The following is a 16,941-nucleotide window of genomic DNA, read 5'->3' as shown; positions in this document are numbered from 1 at the left end:
TGAACCCGGCGTGTCATGCCCGCTGGCCCGGCGGAATGGGCGATGAGGTGTCAGGCGGGTGGGTCGGATTCCGGGTGGTCGCGCGGGTCGGGGTCGCCGGCGCGGGAGGCCAGGAGCCGGCGGTACGAGGCCAGGCGACGCGGGTCGGCCTTGCCCTCGGCGACCCAGGCGTCCAGGCGGCACTCGACGTCCTGCGGGGTGTGACCGCAGTTGGGCTGGTCTTCGAGGGTGCCCTCGACCAGGTCGGGGAAGCCGTGCAGCAGGCTCTCGGCGCTGACGTGGGCGAGCCCGAAGCTGCGGATCCCGGGGGTGTCGACGATCCAGCCGGGGTCCTTGCGGGACCGGCCGACCGGCGGCAGCCGGAGGGCGACGGCGCTGGTCGACGTGTGCCGGCCCTTGCCGACCGCGCTCACCGCGCCGACGGCCCGCAGCGCATCCGGCACCAGGCGGTTGACCAGGGTGGACTTGCCGACGCCGGAGTGGCCGACCAGCACCGAGATCTGGCTGGCGAGGCGGCGGCGCAGCTCGGTGAGGTCGCTGTCGGGCTGAATCAGCACGTACGGCAGGTCGAGCTCGGCGTAATAGTCCAGCACCGCGGCCGGGCCGGCCAGGTCGGCCTTGGTGAGGCACAGCAGTGGCTCGATGTCGGCGTCGTACGCCGCGACCAGGCAGCGGTCGATGAAGCCGGTGCGCGGCGGCGGGTCGGCCAGCGCGCTGACGATCACCAGCTGGTCGGCGTTCGCCACCACCACTCGCTCGAGCCGGCCCTCCGGGGTGGTGTCGTCGTCGTCCGCGGTGCGGCGCAGCACCGACGTGCGCTCGGCGATGCGGACGATGCGGGCCAGCGCGCCGGGCGCGCCGGAGACGTCGCCGACCAGCGCCACCCGGTCGCCCACCACCACCGACTTGCGGCCCAGCTCGCGCGCCCGCATCGCGGTGATCACGGCGCTGGCCACGGTGCCGTCCTCGCGGACGCAGCCGTAGCGGCCACGGTCCACGGTGATCACCAGCGCGTCGACGGCGTCGTCGTGCTTGGGCCGGGTGCGGGTGCGCGGGCGCGACGAGCGGGCCGGCCGGATCCGGACGTCGTCCTCGTCGTATTCCCGCTTGCGTGCTGGCAGATTCAGCTCCTTGCCACGAGTCCCGCCCAGAGTTCGGGGAACTCGGGCAACGTCTTCGACGTACACGCTACGTCGGTCAGCGTTATGCCCGGGACGGCGAGCCCGATAACGGCGGCGGCGTGCGCCATCCGATGGTCCGCGTACGTCTCGAAGACGGTGCCGCCAGACGGGGCTGCGTGCAGCGGGCGCGGCTCGATGCGCAGGCCGTCGGGGAACTCGGTGACCCCCGTGCCCACCTTGGTCAGCTCGGTCGCCAGCGCGGCGAGCCGGTCGGTCTCGTGGCCGCGGATGTGCGCCACCCCGCGCAGCTCGCTCGGCCCGTCGGCGAGCGCGGCCAGCGCCGAGAACACCGGGGTCAGCTCGCTCACCTCGGACAGGTCGGCCGTGATGCCGCGCAGCGTGCCGGTGCCCCGCACGGTCAGCCCGGCCTCGTCGAGCGTCACCTCGGCGCCGAACGCGCGCAGCAACTCGATCACCTGGCCGACCGGCTGCCAGCTCTCGGCCGGCCACCCGGCCAGCGTGACCGCCCCGCCGGTGACGACGGCGGCCGCGAAGAAGGGCGCGGCCCCGGACAGGTCGGGCTCGATCACCCAGGTGCGGCCCCGGAGCGGGCCAGGCTCGACCACCCACACGTCGGGCACACTCTCGTCGACCACGGCGCCGGCGGCGCGCAGCATGTGTGTGGTCATGCGCAGGTGGGGCGCGGACGGCACCGGCGGCCCCTCGTGGCGCAGGGTCAGGCCCTTGGTGAAGCGTGGCGCGGACAGCAGCAGCCCGGAGACGAACTGGCTGGACGCCGACGCGTCGATCACCGCCTCGCCGCCCTCGACCAGCCCCGACCCGCGCACCGTGAGCGGCAGGCCGCCGGTCGCGGAGGCGTCGATCGTCACCCCGAGCGCGCGCAGCGCCGCGACGATCGGGCCCATCGGGCGCTTGCGGGCATGCGGGTCGCCGTCGAACTCGACCACGCCCTCGGCCAGCGCCGCGACCGGCGGGAGGAACCGCATGATCGTGCCGGCCAGCCCGACGTCGACCCGCGCCGGCCCGCGCAGCGCCCCCGGCTCGACCCGCCACACCTCCTCGTCGCTCGTGTCGACGCCGACGCCGAGCGAGCGCAGCCCGGCCGACATCAGCTCGGTATCTCGGGCACGCAGCGGCCGCTCGATCACCGAGGGGCCGTCGGCGAGCGCGGAAAGGATCAGCGCGCGGGCCGACATCGACTTGGAACCGGGCAGCCGCACCGAGGCGGTGACGGGCGCGGACGCGGTGGGTGCGGGCCAGGGGCGAGATTCAGCGGTCACGGTGGCCATTCTGCCTTCGCGGTACGACATTTCCCCGGCCGTTTCCCGCCCGGCGGGACAGTGCGATTTCCGGGCCGTTGCCTGCCCGGCGGGACCGGGCGACTTCCCGGTGATTGCCCGCACGGCGGGCAGCGCGGCTTCCCGGGCGATTGCCCGCCCGGCGGGACAGCGCGGCGACCGACGGTAGGCGTACCGTTGCGCACCATGTGTGGGCGGTACGCGACGACGCGGAGCGAGGCCGACCTCAGCGACCTCTTCGACGCGGTCGACGTCACCGAGGGGCTGGGGCCGAGCTGGAACGTCGCGCCCACCGACCCGGTGCCGATCGTGCGCGTCTCGCTGAGCCACGGCGCGCGGGTGCTCGACACCGCCCGCTGGGGCCTGGTGCCGCCGTGGGCCAAGGACACGCGCGGCGCGGCCCGCATGATCAACGCGCGCTCCGAGACCGTCGCGACCTCACCGGCGTTCGCCCCGTCGTTCGCCCGGCGGCGCTGCCTGGTGCCGGCCGACGGCTGGTTCGAGTGGCTCCGCGACGGCAAGCAGAAGCAGGCGTATTACATGACCCCGGCCGACGGCTCGCCCCTCGCCTTCGCCGGCATCTGGTCGCCCTGGGGCCTCGAGCAACTGCTCACCTGCAGCGTGCTGACCACGGCGGCGACCGGCAAACTCAAGTGGGTGCACGACCGCATGCCGCTGATCCTGCCACGCGACCGCTGGGCCGCCTGGCTGGCCGGCGCCGACGACCGCGCGTTCGAGGACACGGACAGCACCGACGACGGCGCGGGCGTGGGTGGCGCGGGCGGCGTGAGCGTGAGTGGCGCAGGCCGAAACGGCGCAGGCGCGGGCGGCGTGAGTGGCGCGCGCATGAGTGGCGTGAACCTGAGTGCCGCCGGGATGAGTGGTGCGGGCCGGGCGGGCACGGGGCTCGGTGGCAGCGCGGTCGACGACCTGTTGCGGCCGATGACCGACCGTCAGCTCGAAGCGATCGAGGTGCGTCCGGTGGGCCCCGCCGTCGGCAACGTGCGCAACAACGGACCGCACCTGCTCGAGCCGCCGACGGAGGCAAAGCTTTTCTGAGAGTTGCATGAAAATCGGGGGCTCTTGTCGGCATATGTTCGCATTTGCCGATGCGAACTTTGTTTCGAGATAGATAAGGCCCTTGTTCTGACCTTCTACCGTGCGATACAAACCAGCGCCGGAGTGGTGCCGGTCCGCACGGTGCGGACGGGTCACCACGTGCAACACCGGTCCCACGGGGGAGGTGGGCTGATGACACGGGCACGTATGCCGCGTCCGCACGAGGTAGCCATCGCACGACGCGACCCGAGACTGCTCGCAGCGATCCAGGAACGACGCTCCGACGAGGCGTGGCGCACGCGCGGTGCCTGCAACAGCGTCGACCCGGAAACGTTCTTCCCGGCTCCGAACGAGCCGTCGGAGGGCGCGGTCGCATTGTGCGGCACCTGCACGGTGCAGGGTCCATGTCTGGCCTGGGCACTGCAGGTGGGCGACTGTCACGGGGTCTGGGGCGGGACGACGCCACGAGAGAGACGCGCCATGCTGGTCGCCTGGCGCGAGCGGGTCAATCCCGACGGCGAGGCCGTCGACGACGGGCCGGACGAGGAAGACCGTCGTTTGCTCACCCTGATTCCGGTGTCGCGCTGATTTTTCCGGTACGCCGTGAGCGGCTGCCGCCGACCGCTGCTTGTATAGGGCGGTGACCAGCACCGAGATCGAGACGCCGCGCGGTCCGGCCGGGATTCGCATCGTGGATCCCGACGGGCCGCCCGTCAGCATGCTCTTCCTCGGCCATGGCGCCGGCGGTGGCGTCGACGCGCCCGACCTCGTTGCCGTGCGGGAGGCCGCCACCGCCGCCGGGGTGCGCGTCGTCCTCGTCACCCAGCCGTATCGGATGGCCGGGCGGCGGGCGCCGGCCCCGGCCGGTCAGCTCGACGAGGCGTGGACCGCGGTGATCGAGCGGATCGTCGTACCCGAAATGCCCTTGATCTTCGGCGGGAGGTCGAGCGGAGCGCGAGTCGCCTGCCGCACGGCGACCACCCTGGGCGCCGCGGGTGTGCTGGCGCTGGCGTTTCCGCTGCATCCGCCGGGCCGGCCGGAGAAGAGCCGGGCCGAGGAGCTGCCCGCCGATCTGCCCACGCTGGTGCTCAACGGCGACCGGGATCCGTTCGGCGTGCCTGAGCCGGTCGGCCGGGTCGAGGTGATCGTGCGGCCCGGCGCGACCCACGACCTGCGCAAGGACGTCACGACCACGGCCGGGCTCGCCGTCGGCTGGCTGCACGCGCACGGCTGGGCGAGATAGGTCGGCCGGCAGCGCGCGCACGGCTGGGCGAGATAGGCGGCCGGCAGCGCGCGCACGGCTGGGCGAGGTTGGTCGGCTGACGCTCGCCGGGAATGCAAGTTGCGCGCCCGAGGTTGTACAGCCCGCGAGCTTGTACGTCGAAAGGGGTTTCCAGAGGTGCGAGCCGGAACCGAGTTTGTCGAGCGTGGCACTGGTGAGGTTGCCCGGGTGCGTGGGCTTTTGTCCGCCCCGGAGTGGCCCGCGGCCGAGCGTTCGCCCTCCAGCCCATCGGTGAGTGTCAGCACACCACCGGTTTTTGAAGCTTCCAGTGGGGCACTACCCGTATCCTCGACCCGGTCGAGGGGGGAGATGCGGGTGGCCCAGACAGAACGGACGGAGGAGCGCCGGGCGCGCTTCGAGCGCGACGCGTTGCCGTTCGTGGACCAGCTGTACGCGGCGGGTCTGCGGATGACACGCAATCCGGCGGACGCCGAAGACCTGGTGCAGGAGACGTTCTTGAAGGCGTACTCCGCGTTCCACCAGTTCGAGGAGGGCACGAACCTCAAGGCGTGGCTCTACCGGATCCTCACGAACACGTACATCAACTCCTATCGTCGCAAGCAGCGCCAGCCGCTGCAGTCGCCGACCGAGGAGATCTCCGACTGGCAGCTGGCCTCGTCCGAGTCGCACACGTCGGTGGGTCTGCGCTCGGCCGAGACCGAGGCGCTGGACCGCCTGCCCGACAGCGACATCAAGGACGCGCTGCAGGCGCTGCCGGAGGACTTCCGGCTCGCGGTGTACCTCGCCGATGTCGAGGGCTTCTCGTACAAGGAGATCGCCGACATCATGGGTACTCCCATCGGCACCGTCATGTCCCGGTTGCACCGCGGTCGGCGCAACCTGCGCAAGCTGCTCGAGCAGTACGCCGCAGACCGGGGCATCACCCGGACCGCTTCGGAACCGCAGGAGGCGTGACGCGAGATGAGCGGCGTGATCGGCGACGAGAACGAGCCTTCAGTCGATTCAAGTGCGGCGGGGAGGTTGGCCGGGGAGCCTGATTGCAGTGAGGTATTGGAGGAGGTCTACCTCTACCTCGATCTGGAGTGCAGCGAGGATCGGCGCACGCTGATCCAGAAGCACCTGGACGACTGCACTCATTGCCTGCGCGAGTACGGCATCGAGCACGAGGTCAAGGCGCTGGTGGCCCGCTGCTGCGGCGACGAGACGGCGCCCAAGGAGCTGCGCGAGCGCCTGCGCATCAAGCTCGACCAGCTCGAGATCCAGGTCGAGACCCGGGAGTACCTCCCGTAAGTCAGGCAACAAGAAGCCCCGGCAGTGACGCTGCCGGGGCTTTCGTCTTGATGGCCCAAACCTCAGCTGTTGGGGCGCTTGCCGTGGTTCGCGGCGCTCTTCTTGCGAGCCTTCTTCTTGCGCGACTTCTTCGCCATGGTTGGACTCCTGTTCGTGGCATGTTTCCCGCGCCGATGGTAGTCGGCGCGTCCCGCCGCCACCGACTCGCCCGCACCGGATCCATGATTTGATGACGCTGACCGCTCGACGATGAGGAGTTTCCCGATGGCCGACGAGATCCGCGCCGAGATGGTGGCCAATGTCTGGAAGGTCGTCGCTCACCAGGGCGACACCGTGGCCGAGGGCGACACCCTGGTGATCCTCGAGTCGATGAAGATGGAGATCCCGGTGGTGGCCGAGAGCGACGGCACCCTCGCGCAGCTCGCCGTCAACGAGGGCGACGTCGTCCAGGAGGGCGACCTGATCGCGGTGATCGGCTAGGGCCTAGTCCCGTCGCCAGCGCAGCAGCAGGCGGCTGCGGGCCCGGCCCCGCTGGCGCGGAATCATCGCTGTGCGGACCATGCCGGTGGCGGTCTCGCGGGCGGGCGCGGGCAGGTCGGGGGTGGCGAGCGCCAGCTCGGCCACCGCGCGTGCGCCGGGACGGCCGGCGACCTCGGCGAGCCGGCCGGCCACGATCGAGGCGACGTCGGCGCGGGCCGACGGGTCGATCCAGGCCGAGACGATCAGCGCGAACAGCGCGGCCTCGGTGACCCGGTCGAGCCCGCCGTCGAGCAGGTCGAGCAGCCGGCGACGGCGCTGTGAGTCGAGCCAGGCTTCGTCGGCGCCGTGGTGCAGCAGGCCCAGGCAGGCCCAGATCTCGGGGGCCGCGACATCGGCCGGTGGGTGGGCGAGCAGGGCGAGCAGGTCCCGCGGCGGCACCATGATCAGCTGTACGGCGGTGTCGTAGGCGGCCGGCGGATGGGCCCACGAGAGGGCGGCGACCTGGCGCAGCCGGCGCACCGCCTCGGCCGAAGGCGAGGACGGGACCGAAGACGAAGACGCGGCGCAAAGCGAGGTTGCCGCTGAAGGCGGGGGCGCGGCCGGAAGAGGCCGTGCGTGCGGCCAGACCCCGGCCGGGCCGCGGGCCTGCGGGGCGGTCGCGGGCAGCCCGCTGAGCCAGGGGATCTCGCGGCAGCAGTCGGCGAGATCGGTGTGCTCGTGCGACTCGTCGGGGTGGTCGCGGATGAAGTCGGCCAGCCGCACCAGGTGGGCGAGGTCGCCGTCGGCGCGGTGGCGCAGCCGGTGCGCGGTGTGCACGGCGCAGTCGTACTCGGGGTCGCGCTCGAGGGCGCGGTCGACCCAGTTCAGCGCGTCCTCGAGGCGGCCGTGGTCGGCCAGGGTGCCGGCGATGTCGGCGTAGACCGAGAGGTCGTCGGGGTCGTGGGCGACGGCCCGGCGCAGGGCGGCGAGGGCCTCGGGGACCCGGCCGGCGCTGCGGTATGCATACCCCAGCCAGATCTCGGCGAGCTTGGACGGGCGGGCCCGGGCGCCGCGGGAGGCCCACTCGACGGCGAGCGTCGTCTCGCCGATGCGGCGGGCCAGCGCCGACCCGGCGCCGAGCAGCATCGCGTGCTCGGGGTGCGCGGCGATCGCGTGCCGGGCGACCGCCAGGTACGGCCGCAGGGTGGTGCGGGCGGGCGCGGGCGCCGGATCGCCCACCGCGGTGCACAGCCGCATGAGAAGTTGGACGAGCAGGCCGGGCTCGATGCGCACGCCGAGCGCCGGATCGCCGACCCAGGGCACGCCGGCCCAGTCGGCGCCGGGTGCGCGCCCGCTCGCGGCGGCCAGCAGCGGCAGGCCGTCCTCGGGCCGGCCGGCGGCGGCGAGCAGGTGGGCGCGGGCGGCCAGCCCACCGGCCGACACGTGCGGCGCCAGCGGGAAGAGATCGAGGCCGCCGCCGGGCTGTGCGGCGAGGCGTCCGAGCAGCTCATGAGCTTCGGGCAGAGTGGGCACATGGGTCAGCGCCCCGGCGAGGTGGTCGGCGGCCCGCTCCGGCTCGTCGCGCGCCAAAGCGGATCTTGCCTGCTCAAGGGCGCGGTCGGCGGCGCGGCGAACATCCACGAACGAGAACAGTAGGGGAAGACGGCCCCGAATGTCAGTACCGGGACGTGCTCATTGGTGCGCGAAACGTTGACGATCTAAGCTTTTTCTTGCAAGACTGCGCAGGATCTGCGCGAGAAGCGCTCAATAGGGGAGGAACACGTGGTGCAGCGGGGCCAGGGAATGGCGGCGGACATCGCGGAACAACCGGGGGGATTCGCCCGTCTGCTCGACGGTCCGCACGCCGGCGCCATCGCCGAGATCGCGGCCGAGGTGGCTCGGCGCCGGCCGCGCAGCGTGATGTTCGTGGCCCGGGGCACGTCCGATCACGCGGCCCTCTACGGGGCCTACCTCACCGAGATCCGGCTGGGCCTGCCGGTCGCCAGCGCCTCGCCGAGCGCGATCACGCTGTATGGCGCGCGGCCCGATTACCGCGACACGCTCGTGGTCGGGGTCAGCCAGAGCGGCGGCTCGCCCGACCTCACCGGCGTGCTCAGCGTGGCTCGCGAGACCGGCGGCCTGACCCTCGCGGTCACCAACAACCCCGGCTCGCCGCTCGCGCAGGCCGCCGAGCTCTCGATCGACGTGGCGGCCGGGCACGAGCGTGCGGTCGCGGCGACCAAGACGTACACCGCCGAGCTGCTCGCCCTGCTGATGCTGGTCGAGGGGATCCGGGCCGGCGACGGCTGCCTGCCCGACGGCGAGCGTGCGGCCCTGGACAAGTTGCCCCAGCTCGCCGAGGACGCCCTCGCCGACGTGGCCGCCGACGAGCTGGCCCAGCGTTACCGGTTCGCGTCCCGGATGGTCACCACCGGGCGCGGATACGCGTACCCGACCGCCCGCGAGGCCGCGCTGAAGCTGATGGAGACGTCGTACCTGCCGGCGCTCGCCTTCTCGGGCGCCGACCTGCTGCACGGGCCGCTCGCGATGACCGACCCGGACGTGCCGGTGCTGGCCGTGGTGGGCGACGGCCCGGGCGGGCAGTCGATGCGCGAGGTGGTGGGCCGCCTCGCCGAGCGCCGCGCCGACGTGGTGACGATCGGCGCCTCGGACGTCGACGGGGCGGCCGGCCGGCTGGCGGTGCCCCCGGTGGCCGACGAGCGGTACAGCGCCCTGCTCGACATCCTGCCGCTGCAGCGGCTGGCCCTGGCGCTCGCGCTGGCCCGGGGTGAGGACCCCGACTCGCCGCGCGGACTCAAGAAGGTAACGACCACCCTGTAGAACTGAAGGCGTGTCCACCCTGCGCGATCTGGCCGAGGAACACACCGGCCTCGGCCCCGCCGACATCGACCACCTGCACCGGCTCGCCGGCGACTGGCAGCTGCTCTCCGACCTCTCCTTCGCCGACCTGCTGATGTGGGTGCCGGTCAAGGCCGAGCCGGGCACGCCGCGCGACTTCCTCTGCGTGGCCCAGGTGCGCCCGACCACCGCGCCCACGGCCTACCAGGACGACCAGGTCGGCAAGATCGTCGGCGGGCCCGAGGTGGCCCACCTCGACATCGCCTTCACGCAGGAGCGCATCTGGCGCGAGGGCGACCCGGTCTGGTACGGCGACACCCCCGCCCGGCACGAGGCGATCCCGGTGCGGCTGCGCGGGCAGAACGACCGCGAGGAGGGCTGGAGCGAGGTCATCGCCGTGGTCGGCCGGGACACCAACCTCTCCACCGCCCGTACCCCGAGCCAGCTCGAGCTCAACTACCTGACCACGGCCGACGACCTGGCCCAGATGGTCGCCGACGGCACGTTCCCGCCGCCCCGGCACCCGGGCGAGACGACCTCGGCGCCGCGGGTGGGCGACGGGCTGATCCGGCTGGACGCCGGCGGCAAGGTGACGTACGCGAGCCCGAACGCCCAGTCCGCCTACCGCCGCCTCGGCTTCAACGCGCACCTGGTCGGCGAGGAGCTGTCGGCGCTGACCAGCCGGCTGGCCGCCGACCCGCTGGAGGGCAACGACACCGCGGAGAAGATCCTGGCCGCGCTGCGCGGCGAGTCGCCACCCCGGCAGGAGGTCGGGGCGCGCGGCGCGACGGTGCTCACCCGGGCGCTGCCGCTGCTTCCGGCCGGGGTGCCGATCGGCGCGCTGGTGCTGGTGCGCGACGTCACCGAGGTGCGCCGCCGGGACCGCGCGCTGATGACCAAGGACGCCACCATCCGCGAGATCCACCATCGGGTGAAGAACAACCTGCAGACCGTGGCCGCCCTGCTGCGCCTGCAGGCCCGCCGGGTGGACGCGCCCGAGGCCCGGATGGCGCTGCAGGAGTCGGTGCGGCGGGTGGCGTCGATCGCGCTGGTGCACGAGACGCTGTCGATGTCGAGCGACGAGGCGGTCGAGTTCGACGGCATCGTCGACCGGGTGGCCAGCGCCGCCACCGAGGTCGCGGCGACCAGCACCGCGGTCAAGATGCGGCGCGAGGGCACGTTCGGCGTGCTGCCGGCCGAGATCGCCACCTCGCTGGTGATGGTGCTCAACGAGCTGCTGATCAACGCGGTCGAGCACGGCTTCCCGGCGCCCGACGACGACCTCGAGCGGCCGGACGCCCCGATCGAGCAGCCGGACGCCCCGACCGAGGCGGGCGAGGTGATCGTCTCGGCGCACCGCTTCCGCAAGCAGCTGCACGTCACGGTCGCGGACAACGGGCAGGGCCTGCCGAGCGAGTTCAAGGCCGACGAGAGCGGCCGGCTGGGCCTGCAAATCGTGCGCGCGCTGGCCACCGGCGAGCTGCGCGGCAGCATCGAGCTGCGCAACCGGGCGGGCGGCGGCACCGAGGCGGTGCTGGTGGTGCCCCTGGGAAAGCGCTAGGCGTCTTCCGATCCCAGAGCCTCGTCAGACGACCGGCGGGCGGACGAAGAGCGCGATCGTGAAGCCGTCGACGCGGTAGCTGACGATCGCGACGAAGTAGGCGTCGAGGAGGGCCTTCGTGCCGTACCCGAGCTGGTTGGTCGGCGTCGCCCGGAAGGGCGGGTCGAGATTGTCGGCCGCCACCACCCAGACCCGGTCGGTGTTCCCCAGGCATTTGATCTCGTCGGGACACTCGGACGCGCGCAGCGACGCGTTCTCGATCGGGTCCGAGACGAGCAGCACGTCGCGCGGCGCCCGGTCGCGCAGGTAGTAGCCGAGCCCCAGGTCGACCGTCTGCCAGCCGTCCCGCGGCTCGTAGACGATCCCGTCGCCGGCGCGCCGGCCGTCGAGGATGACCTGCGCGGCGGCGCGATAGTCGTAGTTCGAGTGATCCCGGCGGATGTCGGCCTGCACGGGCAGGCCGACGGCGGCGAGCGCCAGCACGGCCAGGGCCGCGACCGGCAGGCGGAGGACGCAGAGCGCGGCGCCGGCGAGGGCACACAGCAGGGGTACGCAGAACAGCAGGTAGCGCCCGAGGAAGATCGGGCCGGCCAGTTGGTCGTACGCGTAAAGCAGCCCCACCGGAATCAGCACCGGCATCCAGAGCAGCACCGCCGCCGCAGCCCTCTCCCGCCACAGCGCCGCCACCGCCAGCCCGGCCACCACCCCGCCGGTCACCGGCGCCAGGAAGATCGCCCCGGGGATGTCGGCGAGCGCGGCCGGCGTGGCCGGGTCGAGCCAGCCGAGCTGGGCGGCCCGCTGGCCGAACCCGCGATACGTCAGCGACAGCACCACGCCGGCCCCGGCCGCCGCGGCGATCAGCCACCACAGCAGCCGCCACCGGCCGAACCACCGAGCCAGCACGATCGCGATGACCAGATGCCCGCCGAGGACCAGCAGGGCGACCAGGTGGGACAGGCCGGCCAGCGCGACGCACGAGCCGTACAGCGGCCAGCGCCACCACTGCGCCTTCTCCAGGGCAGCGACCAGGGCGAGGGTGGCCAGGGTGGCGAAGAGCGTGGCGAACGCGTAGCCGCGGATCTCCTGGCCGTAGCGGCTGATCACCGGCAGCACCGCGAACACCAGCCCGGCGAGCAGGCCCGCCGCGTCGCCCCAGAACCGCCGGGCGAGCAGCGCCACCGCGGCGGCCGTGGCCATCATCGCGAGCAGCGACGGGGCCCGCATCGCCGCCACCGAGTCGCCGCGCCAGCCGACCCACCAGTGCAGGAACAGGTAGTACGGCACCAGGACGCCGTCGATGTGGCGGCCCAGCGCGATGATCTCGGGCACCGTGCGGGTGGCCGCGCTCCAGCTGGCGAGCTCGTCCCGCCACGGCTGCGGCCGGGCCGCCTCGTAGCCGACCACCAGCCACGTCGCCACGGCCGGCGCCAGCCAGCAGAGGTGCGCCCGGAGCCAGGCCGGGGCGAGCTTCGCGGTGGTCACGGGGATGAGGGTGACAGGTGGCTCGGGCAGGGGGAAACCGGACGCCCCGGATTCCGCCGGCCCTCGTCGCCCGGTGTGCTGCTACGCACACTCCCGGAATCTGGACCGCACTGGCCGAGAATGGCCCGCCGTGAGAGGCTAGCCGACATGACCGCTGCAGTTGACCGCCGCTTCGTGGCCCGCCGCCACGTGGATTACGGCCGTGTCCGCAGCGCGATGTGTCCGGCTTACTGACGCCGCCCGATCTGAGTTCGGGCGCGAGACGCGCCGGCACTCTCCTGACACAGATGTCACGAGCCTCCACAGGTGCCGTGAGCGTCCCAACGCGCCCACTAATCCCGGAGGACCGCCGACATGGCGCCCAGCAGCACCCCAGCTACGCCGACCGCCCGCCCCCGCAAGGCGCGCGGCGAGGGCCAGTGGGCGCTCGGACACCGCGAGCCGCTCAACGGCAATGAGCGCAGCAAGAAGGACGACAACCCGCTCAACGTCCGCGCTCGCATCGAGAACATCTACGCCAAGGGCGGGTTCGACTCGATCGACCCGGCCGACCTGCGTGGCCGCTTCCGCTGGTGGGGTCTTTACACCCAGCGCAAGGAGGGCATCGACGGGGGTCGTACCGCCGTGCTCGAGCCCGAGGAGCTCGAGGACAAGTTCTTCATGCTCCGGGTCCGGATCGACGGCGGAGCGCTCAGCCTCGATCAGCTTCGCACGATCGCCGGGATCTCGCGGGAGTTCGCCCGCGACTCCGCCGACATCACCGACCGGCAGAACATCCAGCTGCACTGGGTGCGCATCGAGGACGTGCCGGAGATCTGGCGCCGGCTCGAAGCGGTCGGCCTGCAGACCACCGAGGCGTGTGGCGACTGCCCGCGCGTCGTGACCGGCAGCCCGGTGGCGGGCATCTCGGTCGACGAGCTGGTCGACGGCACCCCGGCGATCCGCGAGATCATCGACCGGTACATCGGCGACCCCAAATACTCCAACCTGCCGCGCAAGTTCAAGACCAACATCGGCTGGCTGGCCGACACCCCGTACATGGCGAACGACGTCTCGTTCATCGGCGTGGTGCACCCCGAGTACGGCCCGGGCTTCGACCTCTGGGTCGGTGGCGGCCTGTCCACCAACCCGCGGCTGGCCGAGCGGCTCGGCGCGTGGGTGCCGCTGGCGGAGATCCCGGAGGTGTGGGAGGGCGTCGTGGGGATCTTCCGCGACTACGGGTACCGCCGGCTGCGCAACCGGGCCCGGCTGAAGTTCCTGCTGGCCGACTGGGGCACGGCGAAGTTCCGGGAGATCCTCGAGAAGGAGTACCTGGGCCGCGCGCTCATCGACGGGCCGGCGCCCGAGCTGCCGGAGAAGCCGATCGACCACATCGGTGTCCACAAGCAGCGCGACGGGCTCAACTACGTCGGCGCGACCCCGGTCGTCGGGCGCACCTCGGGCACGCAACTGGCCAAGCTCGCCGACCTGGTCGAGCAGCACGGGTCGCGGCGGGTGCGGCTCACCCCGTACCAGAAACTGCTTGTTCTCGATGTCCCGGACGACCGGGTGGAGTCGCTGATCGGCGGGCTGCGCGCGATCGACCTCGAGGCCCGGCCGTCGTCCTGGCGGCGGGGCACGATGGCCTGCACCGGCATCGAGTACTGCAAGCTCGCCATCGTCGAGACCAAGAAGCGCGGCGAGGAGCTGGTGTCGCGGCTCGAGCAGCGGCTGGCGGGCTTCGACGGCGACATCTCGATCAACATCAACGGCTGCCCGAACGCCTGCGCCCGCACCCAGGTCGCCGACATCGGCCTCAAGGGTCAGCTGGTGATGAACGCGGCCGGCGAGCAGGTCGAGGGCTTTCAGGTGCACCTGGGCGGCGCGCTGGGCATGGCCAAGGGCGAGACCGCCGGCTTCGGGCGCAAGGTGCGTGGTCTCAAGACCACGGCGGAGGAGCTTCCCGGGTACGTCGAGCGCCTCGCCACCAATTACCTGGCCGACCGGTCCTCGGCCACCGAGACGTTCGCCAACTGGGTGGTCCGCGCGGACGAGGAGCTCATCAAGTGAGCGACGCCCGATCCACGCCCCTGTACTGCCCCTACTGCGGCGAAGAGAACCTGTTCCCCCACGAGGCATCGCACGGCGCGTGGGAGTGCCACTCCTGCGCCCGGGTTTTCACGGTCAAGTTCAACGGGTTGCTGGCTGCGCCGATTTCCTTAAAAGCGGCAAAGCATCTGAAAAGGGAGTGAACCGATGACCATCCTGGCCGCTACATCTCTCAACCTCGTCTCCCTGGGAGCGCCCGCCGTCACCGAGGCCGGTCGTCGCACCCCGGACGAGCTCAAGGCGCTCGCGCTCGACGCGGCCGCCACGCTCGAGGGCGCACCGGCCGAGCAGATCGCCAAGTGGGCGACCGACACGTTCGGCGCGCGGTTCTGCGTGACCAGCTCGATGGCCGACGCCGTCGTGGCGCACCTGTTCTCCCGGGTCGCGCCGGGCGTCGACGTGGTGTTCCTCGACACCGGCCTGCACTTCCCCGAGACGCTGAAGGTGCGCGACACCGTCGCCGCCACCATGGACGTCAACGTCCGCTCGATCCGGCCGCGGATGACCGTGGGCCAGCAGGACGGCGAGTTCGGCCCCCGGCTGTTCGCCCGCAACCCCGACGAGTGCTGCTTCCTGCGCAAGGTCGAGCCGCTCGAGCGGGCCCTGGCCGACTACGACGCCTGGGCCACCGGCCTGCGCCGCGACGAGTCGCCGACCCGGGCCAACACGCCGGTCGTCGCCTTCGACGCCAAGAAGGGCAAGGTCAAGGTGAACCCGATCGCGGCCTGGACGCAGGCCGACGTCGACCGCTACATCAGCCGGTGGAACGTGCCGGTCAATGAGCTGTTCAAGAAGGGCTACGGCTCGATCGGCTGCTGGCCGTGCACCCGGCGCACGAAGGCCGGCGAGGACCCGCGCGCGGGCCGCTGGGCCATGTTCGAGAAGACCGAATGCGGCCTGCACGTCTAGCTCCGGGGTCGGGGCCCGAGCCGGCCCTGAGTGTCGTCCTGGTCGCGCACGGCAGCCGGGATCCGCGGGCCGCGGCCGCCACGTCGGCGCTGGCCCGGGCGGTCCGGCGGCGGCGGCCGTCCTGGGAGGTCCACGCGACCTATCTGGACCACGCCGGTCCGCGCCCGCTCGACGTGCTGGCGGCGTTGCCGCCCGGCGAGGCGGTCGTGGTCCCGCTGCTGCTGACGAAGGCGTTCCACGGGCGGGTCGACATCCCCGCGGTCGTGGCCGAGGCGGCCGGCCTGCCGGTGCGGGTCACGCCGGCCGAGGTTCTCGGGCCGTCCGCGTCCTTCCCCGCGCCGGAGTTTCCGTCGCTGCTTCTCGACGGGCTGGTGCGCCGGCTGCCGGCGGCCGGCCTCGACGCTGTGGTGCTCGCCGCGGCCGGCACGCGCGATGCGGCTGCCCGGGCCACCGTCGAGTGGGCCGCCGACGCCCTCAGCGCCCGCCTGGGCCTCCCGTGCGTCGCGGCCTACGCCTCGGCCGCTCCACCGCTCCCGGGCGCCGCTGTGGATCTCCTGAGGGCGTCCGGCGCCCGCCGGGTCGGCGTCGCGTCCTACTTCCTGGCGCCCGGCCATCTCTACGACCGCGCGGTGCGCTCGGCGCTCGAGGCCGGTGCCGTCGCGGTGGCCGAGCCGCTGTCTGATGCGCCGGAATTGGCCGGCTTGGTGGTGTCTCGCGTGGAGGAGACCCGCGCCGGGCTGTCCGCCGCCGCCTGACCGTCCCCTTCGTAGCGGAGCGTGATCACCTGATGTCCACAGCGGAGGGTGTGGCCGTGGAGATCATTCATCGGCGGCGGAACGCAATTTCGAGATCATTTCGGCGATGAGGATTATTCAGGCGACGGCGGCCAAGCGCGCTGACGGGCGGTGAGGTGCGGGTCACGGTGCGCCCGAATAACCCGCAATCCCGGGGAAACCCACGGTGATCGAATTCGTGCTCTCCGGAACCTCTCAGCTTTCCGCGCTCTGTGTAATCGCGTCAGAACAGCAAGACGCCCCGGTACCGATCGGTCCGGGGCGCAAATGCTTTCGGGGGGATTGTGCTCAGGCGGTGGGAGCGCCGACCCGCAGGCCACCACGACGCTTGACCGCGCGCCGCTCGTCCTCGCTCATCCCGCCCCAGACGCCGGCGTCCTGACCGGACTCGAGTGCCCACGAGAGGCATTCGGAGGTCACGGGGCACCGCCGGCACACGGCCTTGGCCTGCTCGACCTGCAGGAGCGCGGGGCCGGACGTCCCGATCGGGAAGAACAGCTCCGGGTCCTCGTCGCGGCAGATCGCATCGTGACGCCAGTCCATGGCGGCAACACTCCTTGTTTCGGATTTGGGGTTGATGGAACGCGTACTGGGATTACCTATGCGTGCGCGGTGGCGGCCGTCGGGCGGGGGCCCGTCCGATCGCCGTGGCGTCAGCAAGCTTTTGGTGTTACCGGGAGCCGTTCGGCGCTTCTGGATTAGGAACGCGCGCAAGCAGCAACCGGTTACTTCTTATCGCTTGTGAATGCTTTCACGA

18 protein-coding genes are annotated in these 16,941 nt (G+C 72.3%); 12 read left to right on the top strand and 6 right to left on the bottom strand.

The annotated features are described in order from the left end of the window. Window positions 1-50 precede the first annotated feature (50 nt). Together rsgA and aroA are read right to left on the bottom strand one after the other, a co-directional pair. The gene (gene rsgA, locus ACFQS1_RS26005) at window positions 51-1,121 is read right to left on the bottom strand and encodes a ribosome small subunit-dependent GTPase A (protein WP_378973107.1); all 1,071 of its coding nucleotides are present in this window, start codon (window positions 1,119-1,121) and stop codon (window positions 51-53) included. A 2-nt stretch (window positions 1,122-1,123) separates the two neighbouring features. After that, entirely contained in the window at window positions 1,124-2,431 is a 1,308-nt protein-coding gene (aroA, locus tag ACFQS1_RS26000) for a 3-phosphoshikimate 1-carboxyvinyltransferase (protein ID WP_378973068.1), read from the bottom strand. Between the two features lie 195 nt (window positions 2,432-2,626). On the opposite strand from aroA, the gene ACFQS1_RS25995 reads away from it, so the two are divergent. From ACFQS1_RS25995 to rsrA, 5 genes are all read left to right on the top strand, one after another. Continuing rightward, the gene (locus ACFQS1_RS25995; RefSeq protein ID WP_378973066.1) at window positions 2,627-3,499 is read left to right on the top strand and encodes an SOS response-associated peptidase; all 873 of its coding nucleotides are present in this window, start codon (window positions 2,627-2,629) and stop codon (window positions 3,497-3,499) included. A gap of 192 nt (window positions 3,500-3,691) precedes the next feature. Continuing rightward, window positions 3,692-4,087, top strand: coding sequence for a WhiB family transcriptional regulator (locus tag ACFQS1_RS25990; protein WP_378973064.1), 396 nt, complete (start codon window positions 3,692-3,694; stop codon window positions 4,085-4,087). A 52-nt stretch (window positions 4,088-4,139) separates the two neighbouring features. After that, on the top strand, window positions 4,140-4,742 hold the full coding sequence (locus ACFQS1_RS25985) for an alpha/beta hydrolase family protein (protein ID WP_378973062.1): 603 nt from the start codon (window positions 4,140-4,142) through the stop codon (window positions 4,740-4,742). 156 nt (window positions 4,743-4,898) lie between these two features. Then, window positions 4,899-5,696 (top strand): sigma-70 family RNA polymerase sigma factor, encoded by a 798-nt coding sequence (locus ACFQS1_RS25980; protein WP_378973060.1) that lies wholly within the window; start codon window positions 4,899-4,901, stop codon window positions 5,694-5,696. 6 nt (window positions 5,697-5,702) lie between these two features. After that, on the top strand, window positions 5,703-6,032 hold the full coding sequence (gene rsrA, locus ACFQS1_RS25975; protein ID WP_378973058.1) for a mycothiol system anti-sigma-R factor: 330 nt from the start codon (window positions 5,703-5,705) through the stop codon (window positions 6,030-6,032). Window positions 6,033-6,094: 62 nt separating this feature from the next. On the opposite strand, the gene ACFQS1_RS25970 is transcribed toward rsrA, so the two are convergent. Then, window positions 6,095-6,169: a 50S ribosomal protein bL37 gene (locus ACFQS1_RS25970; RefSeq protein WP_369814844.1), complete on the bottom strand. Its 75-nt coding sequence runs from the start codon at window positions 6,167-6,169 to the stop codon at window positions 6,095-6,097. A gap of 127 nt (window positions 6,170-6,296) precedes the next feature. On the opposite strand from ACFQS1_RS25970, the gene ACFQS1_RS25965 reads away from it, so the two are divergent. After that, the gene (locus ACFQS1_RS25965) at window positions 6,297-6,512 is read left to right on the top strand and encodes a biotin/lipoyl-binding carrier protein (RefSeq protein ID WP_378973056.1); all 216 of its coding nucleotides are present in this window, start codon (window positions 6,297-6,299) and stop codon (window positions 6,510-6,512) included. A gap of 3 nt (window positions 6,513-6,515) precedes the next feature. Here the strand turns inward: ACFQS1_RS25965 and ACFQS1_RS25960 are convergent, their stop codons facing one another. Beyond that, entirely contained in the window at window positions 6,516-8,132 is a 1,617-nt protein-coding gene (locus ACFQS1_RS25960) for a tetratricopeptide repeat protein (protein ID WP_378973054.1), read from the bottom strand. 162 nt (window positions 8,133-8,294) lie between these two features. Between ACFQS1_RS25960 and ACFQS1_RS25955 the strand changes: the two genes are divergently transcribed. Together ACFQS1_RS25955 and ACFQS1_RS25950 are read left to right on the top strand one after the other, a co-directional pair. Beyond that, window positions 8,295-9,332, top strand: coding sequence for an SIS domain-containing protein (locus ACFQS1_RS25955; RefSeq protein ID WP_378973104.1), 1,038 nt, complete (start codon window positions 8,295-8,297; stop codon window positions 9,330-9,332). A gap of 10 nt (window positions 9,333-9,342) precedes the next feature. After that, the gene (locus ACFQS1_RS25950) at window positions 9,343-10,911 is read left to right on the top strand and encodes a sensor histidine kinase (protein WP_378973051.1); all 1,569 of its coding nucleotides are present in this window, start codon (window positions 9,343-9,345) and stop codon (window positions 10,909-10,911) included. Window positions 10,912-10,935: 24 nt separating this feature from the next. Here ACFQS1_RS25950 and ACFQS1_RS25945 read toward each other — a convergent pair whose 3' ends face one another. After that, the gene (locus ACFQS1_RS25945) at window positions 10,936-12,393 is read right to left on the bottom strand and encodes a glycosyltransferase family 39 protein (RefSeq protein WP_378973049.1); all 1,458 of its coding nucleotides are present in this window, start codon (window positions 12,391-12,393) and stop codon (window positions 10,936-10,938) included. 354 nt (window positions 12,394-12,747) lie between these two features. Between ACFQS1_RS25945 and ACFQS1_RS25940 the strand changes: the two genes are divergently transcribed. From ACFQS1_RS25940 to ACFQS1_RS25925, 4 genes are read left to right on the top strand one after another with little or no spacing between them, the layout of a single operon-like run. Continuing rightward, the gene (locus tag ACFQS1_RS25940; protein WP_378973046.1) at window positions 12,748-14,442 is read left to right on the top strand and encodes a nitrite/sulfite reductase; all 1,695 of its coding nucleotides are present in this window, start codon (window positions 12,748-12,750) and stop codon (window positions 14,440-14,442) included. Then, entirely contained in the window at window positions 14,439-14,624 is a 186-nt protein-coding gene (locus ACFQS1_RS25935) for a hypothetical protein (protein ID WP_378973044.1), read from the top strand. The genes ACFQS1_RS25940 and ACFQS1_RS25935 overlap by 4 nt, the downstream gene beginning before the upstream one ends. A 4-nt stretch (window positions 14,625-14,628) precedes the next feature. Next, window positions 14,629-15,390 carry a phosphoadenylyl-sulfate reductase gene (locus ACFQS1_RS25930; RefSeq protein WP_378973042.1) on the top strand — a complete coding sequence of 254 codons (762 nt, stop codon included), beginning with the start codon at window positions 14,629-14,631 and terminating at the stop codon, window positions 15,388-15,390. Then, window positions 15,372-16,145, top strand: coding sequence for a sirohydrochlorin chelatase (locus ACFQS1_RS25925; RefSeq protein WP_378973040.1), 774 nt, complete (start codon window positions 15,372-15,374; stop codon window positions 16,143-16,145). Before ACFQS1_RS25930 ends, ACFQS1_RS25925 begins: the two co-directional genes overlap by 19 nt. 327 nt (window positions 16,146-16,472) lie before the next feature. On the opposite strand, the gene ACFQS1_RS25920 is transcribed toward ACFQS1_RS25925, so the two are convergent. Next, on the bottom strand, window positions 16,473-16,727 hold the full coding sequence (locus tag ACFQS1_RS25920; protein WP_020513708.1) for a WhiB family transcriptional regulator: 255 nt from the start codon (window positions 16,725-16,727) through the stop codon (window positions 16,473-16,475). Window positions 16,728-16,941 lie beyond the last annotated feature (214 nt).

The sequence above is a fragment of the Paractinoplanes rhizophilus genome (genome assembly GCF_042664765.1).
In the GTDB taxonomy this organism is placed as follows: Bacteria; Actinomycetota; Actinomycetes; order Mycobacteriales; family Micromonosporaceae; genus Actinoplanes; species Actinoplanes rhizophilus.
This window is presented reverse-complemented; position numbering and strand designations above follow the sequence as displayed.

Coding starts and splice junctions, on each gene's coding strand:
- aroA (WP_378973068.1), bottom strand. CDS start 2,431: ATGGCCACCGTGACCGCTGAATCTCGCCCCTGGCCCGCACCCACCGCG.
- ACFQS1_RS25995 (WP_378973066.1), top strand. CDS start 2,627: ATGTGTGGGCGGTACGCGACGACGCGGAGCGAGGCCGACCTCAGCGAC.
- ACFQS1_RS25990 (WP_378973064.1), top strand. CDS start 3,692: ATGACACGGGCACGTATGCCGCGTCCGCACGAGGTAGCCATCGCACGA.
- rsrA (WP_378973058.1), top strand. CDS start 5,703: ATGAGCGGCGTGATCGGCGACGAGAACGAGCCTTCAGTCGATTCAAGT.
- ACFQS1_RS25965 (WP_378973056.1), top strand. CDS start 6,297: ATGGCCGACGAGATCCGCGCCGAGATGGTGGCCAATGTCTGGAAGGTC.
- ACFQS1_RS25955 (WP_378973104.1), top strand. CDS start 8,295: ATGGCGGCGGACATCGCGGAACAACCGGGGGGATTCGCCCGTCTGCTC.
- ACFQS1_RS25940 (WP_378973046.1), top strand. CDS start 12,748: ATGGCGCCCAGCAGCACCCCAGCTACGCCGACCGCCCGCCCCCGCAAG.
- ACFQS1_RS25930 (WP_378973042.1), top strand. CDS start 14,629: ATGACCATCCTGGCCGCTACATCTCTCAACCTCGTCTCCCTGGGAGCG.
- ACFQS1_RS25925 (WP_378973040.1), top strand. CDS start 15,372: ATGCGGCCTGCACGTCTAGCTCCGGGGTCGGGGCCCGAGCCGGCCCTG.
- ACFQS1_RS25920 (WP_020513708.1), bottom strand. CDS start 16,727: ATGGACTGGCGTCACGATGCGATCTGCCGCGACGAGGACCCGGAGCTG.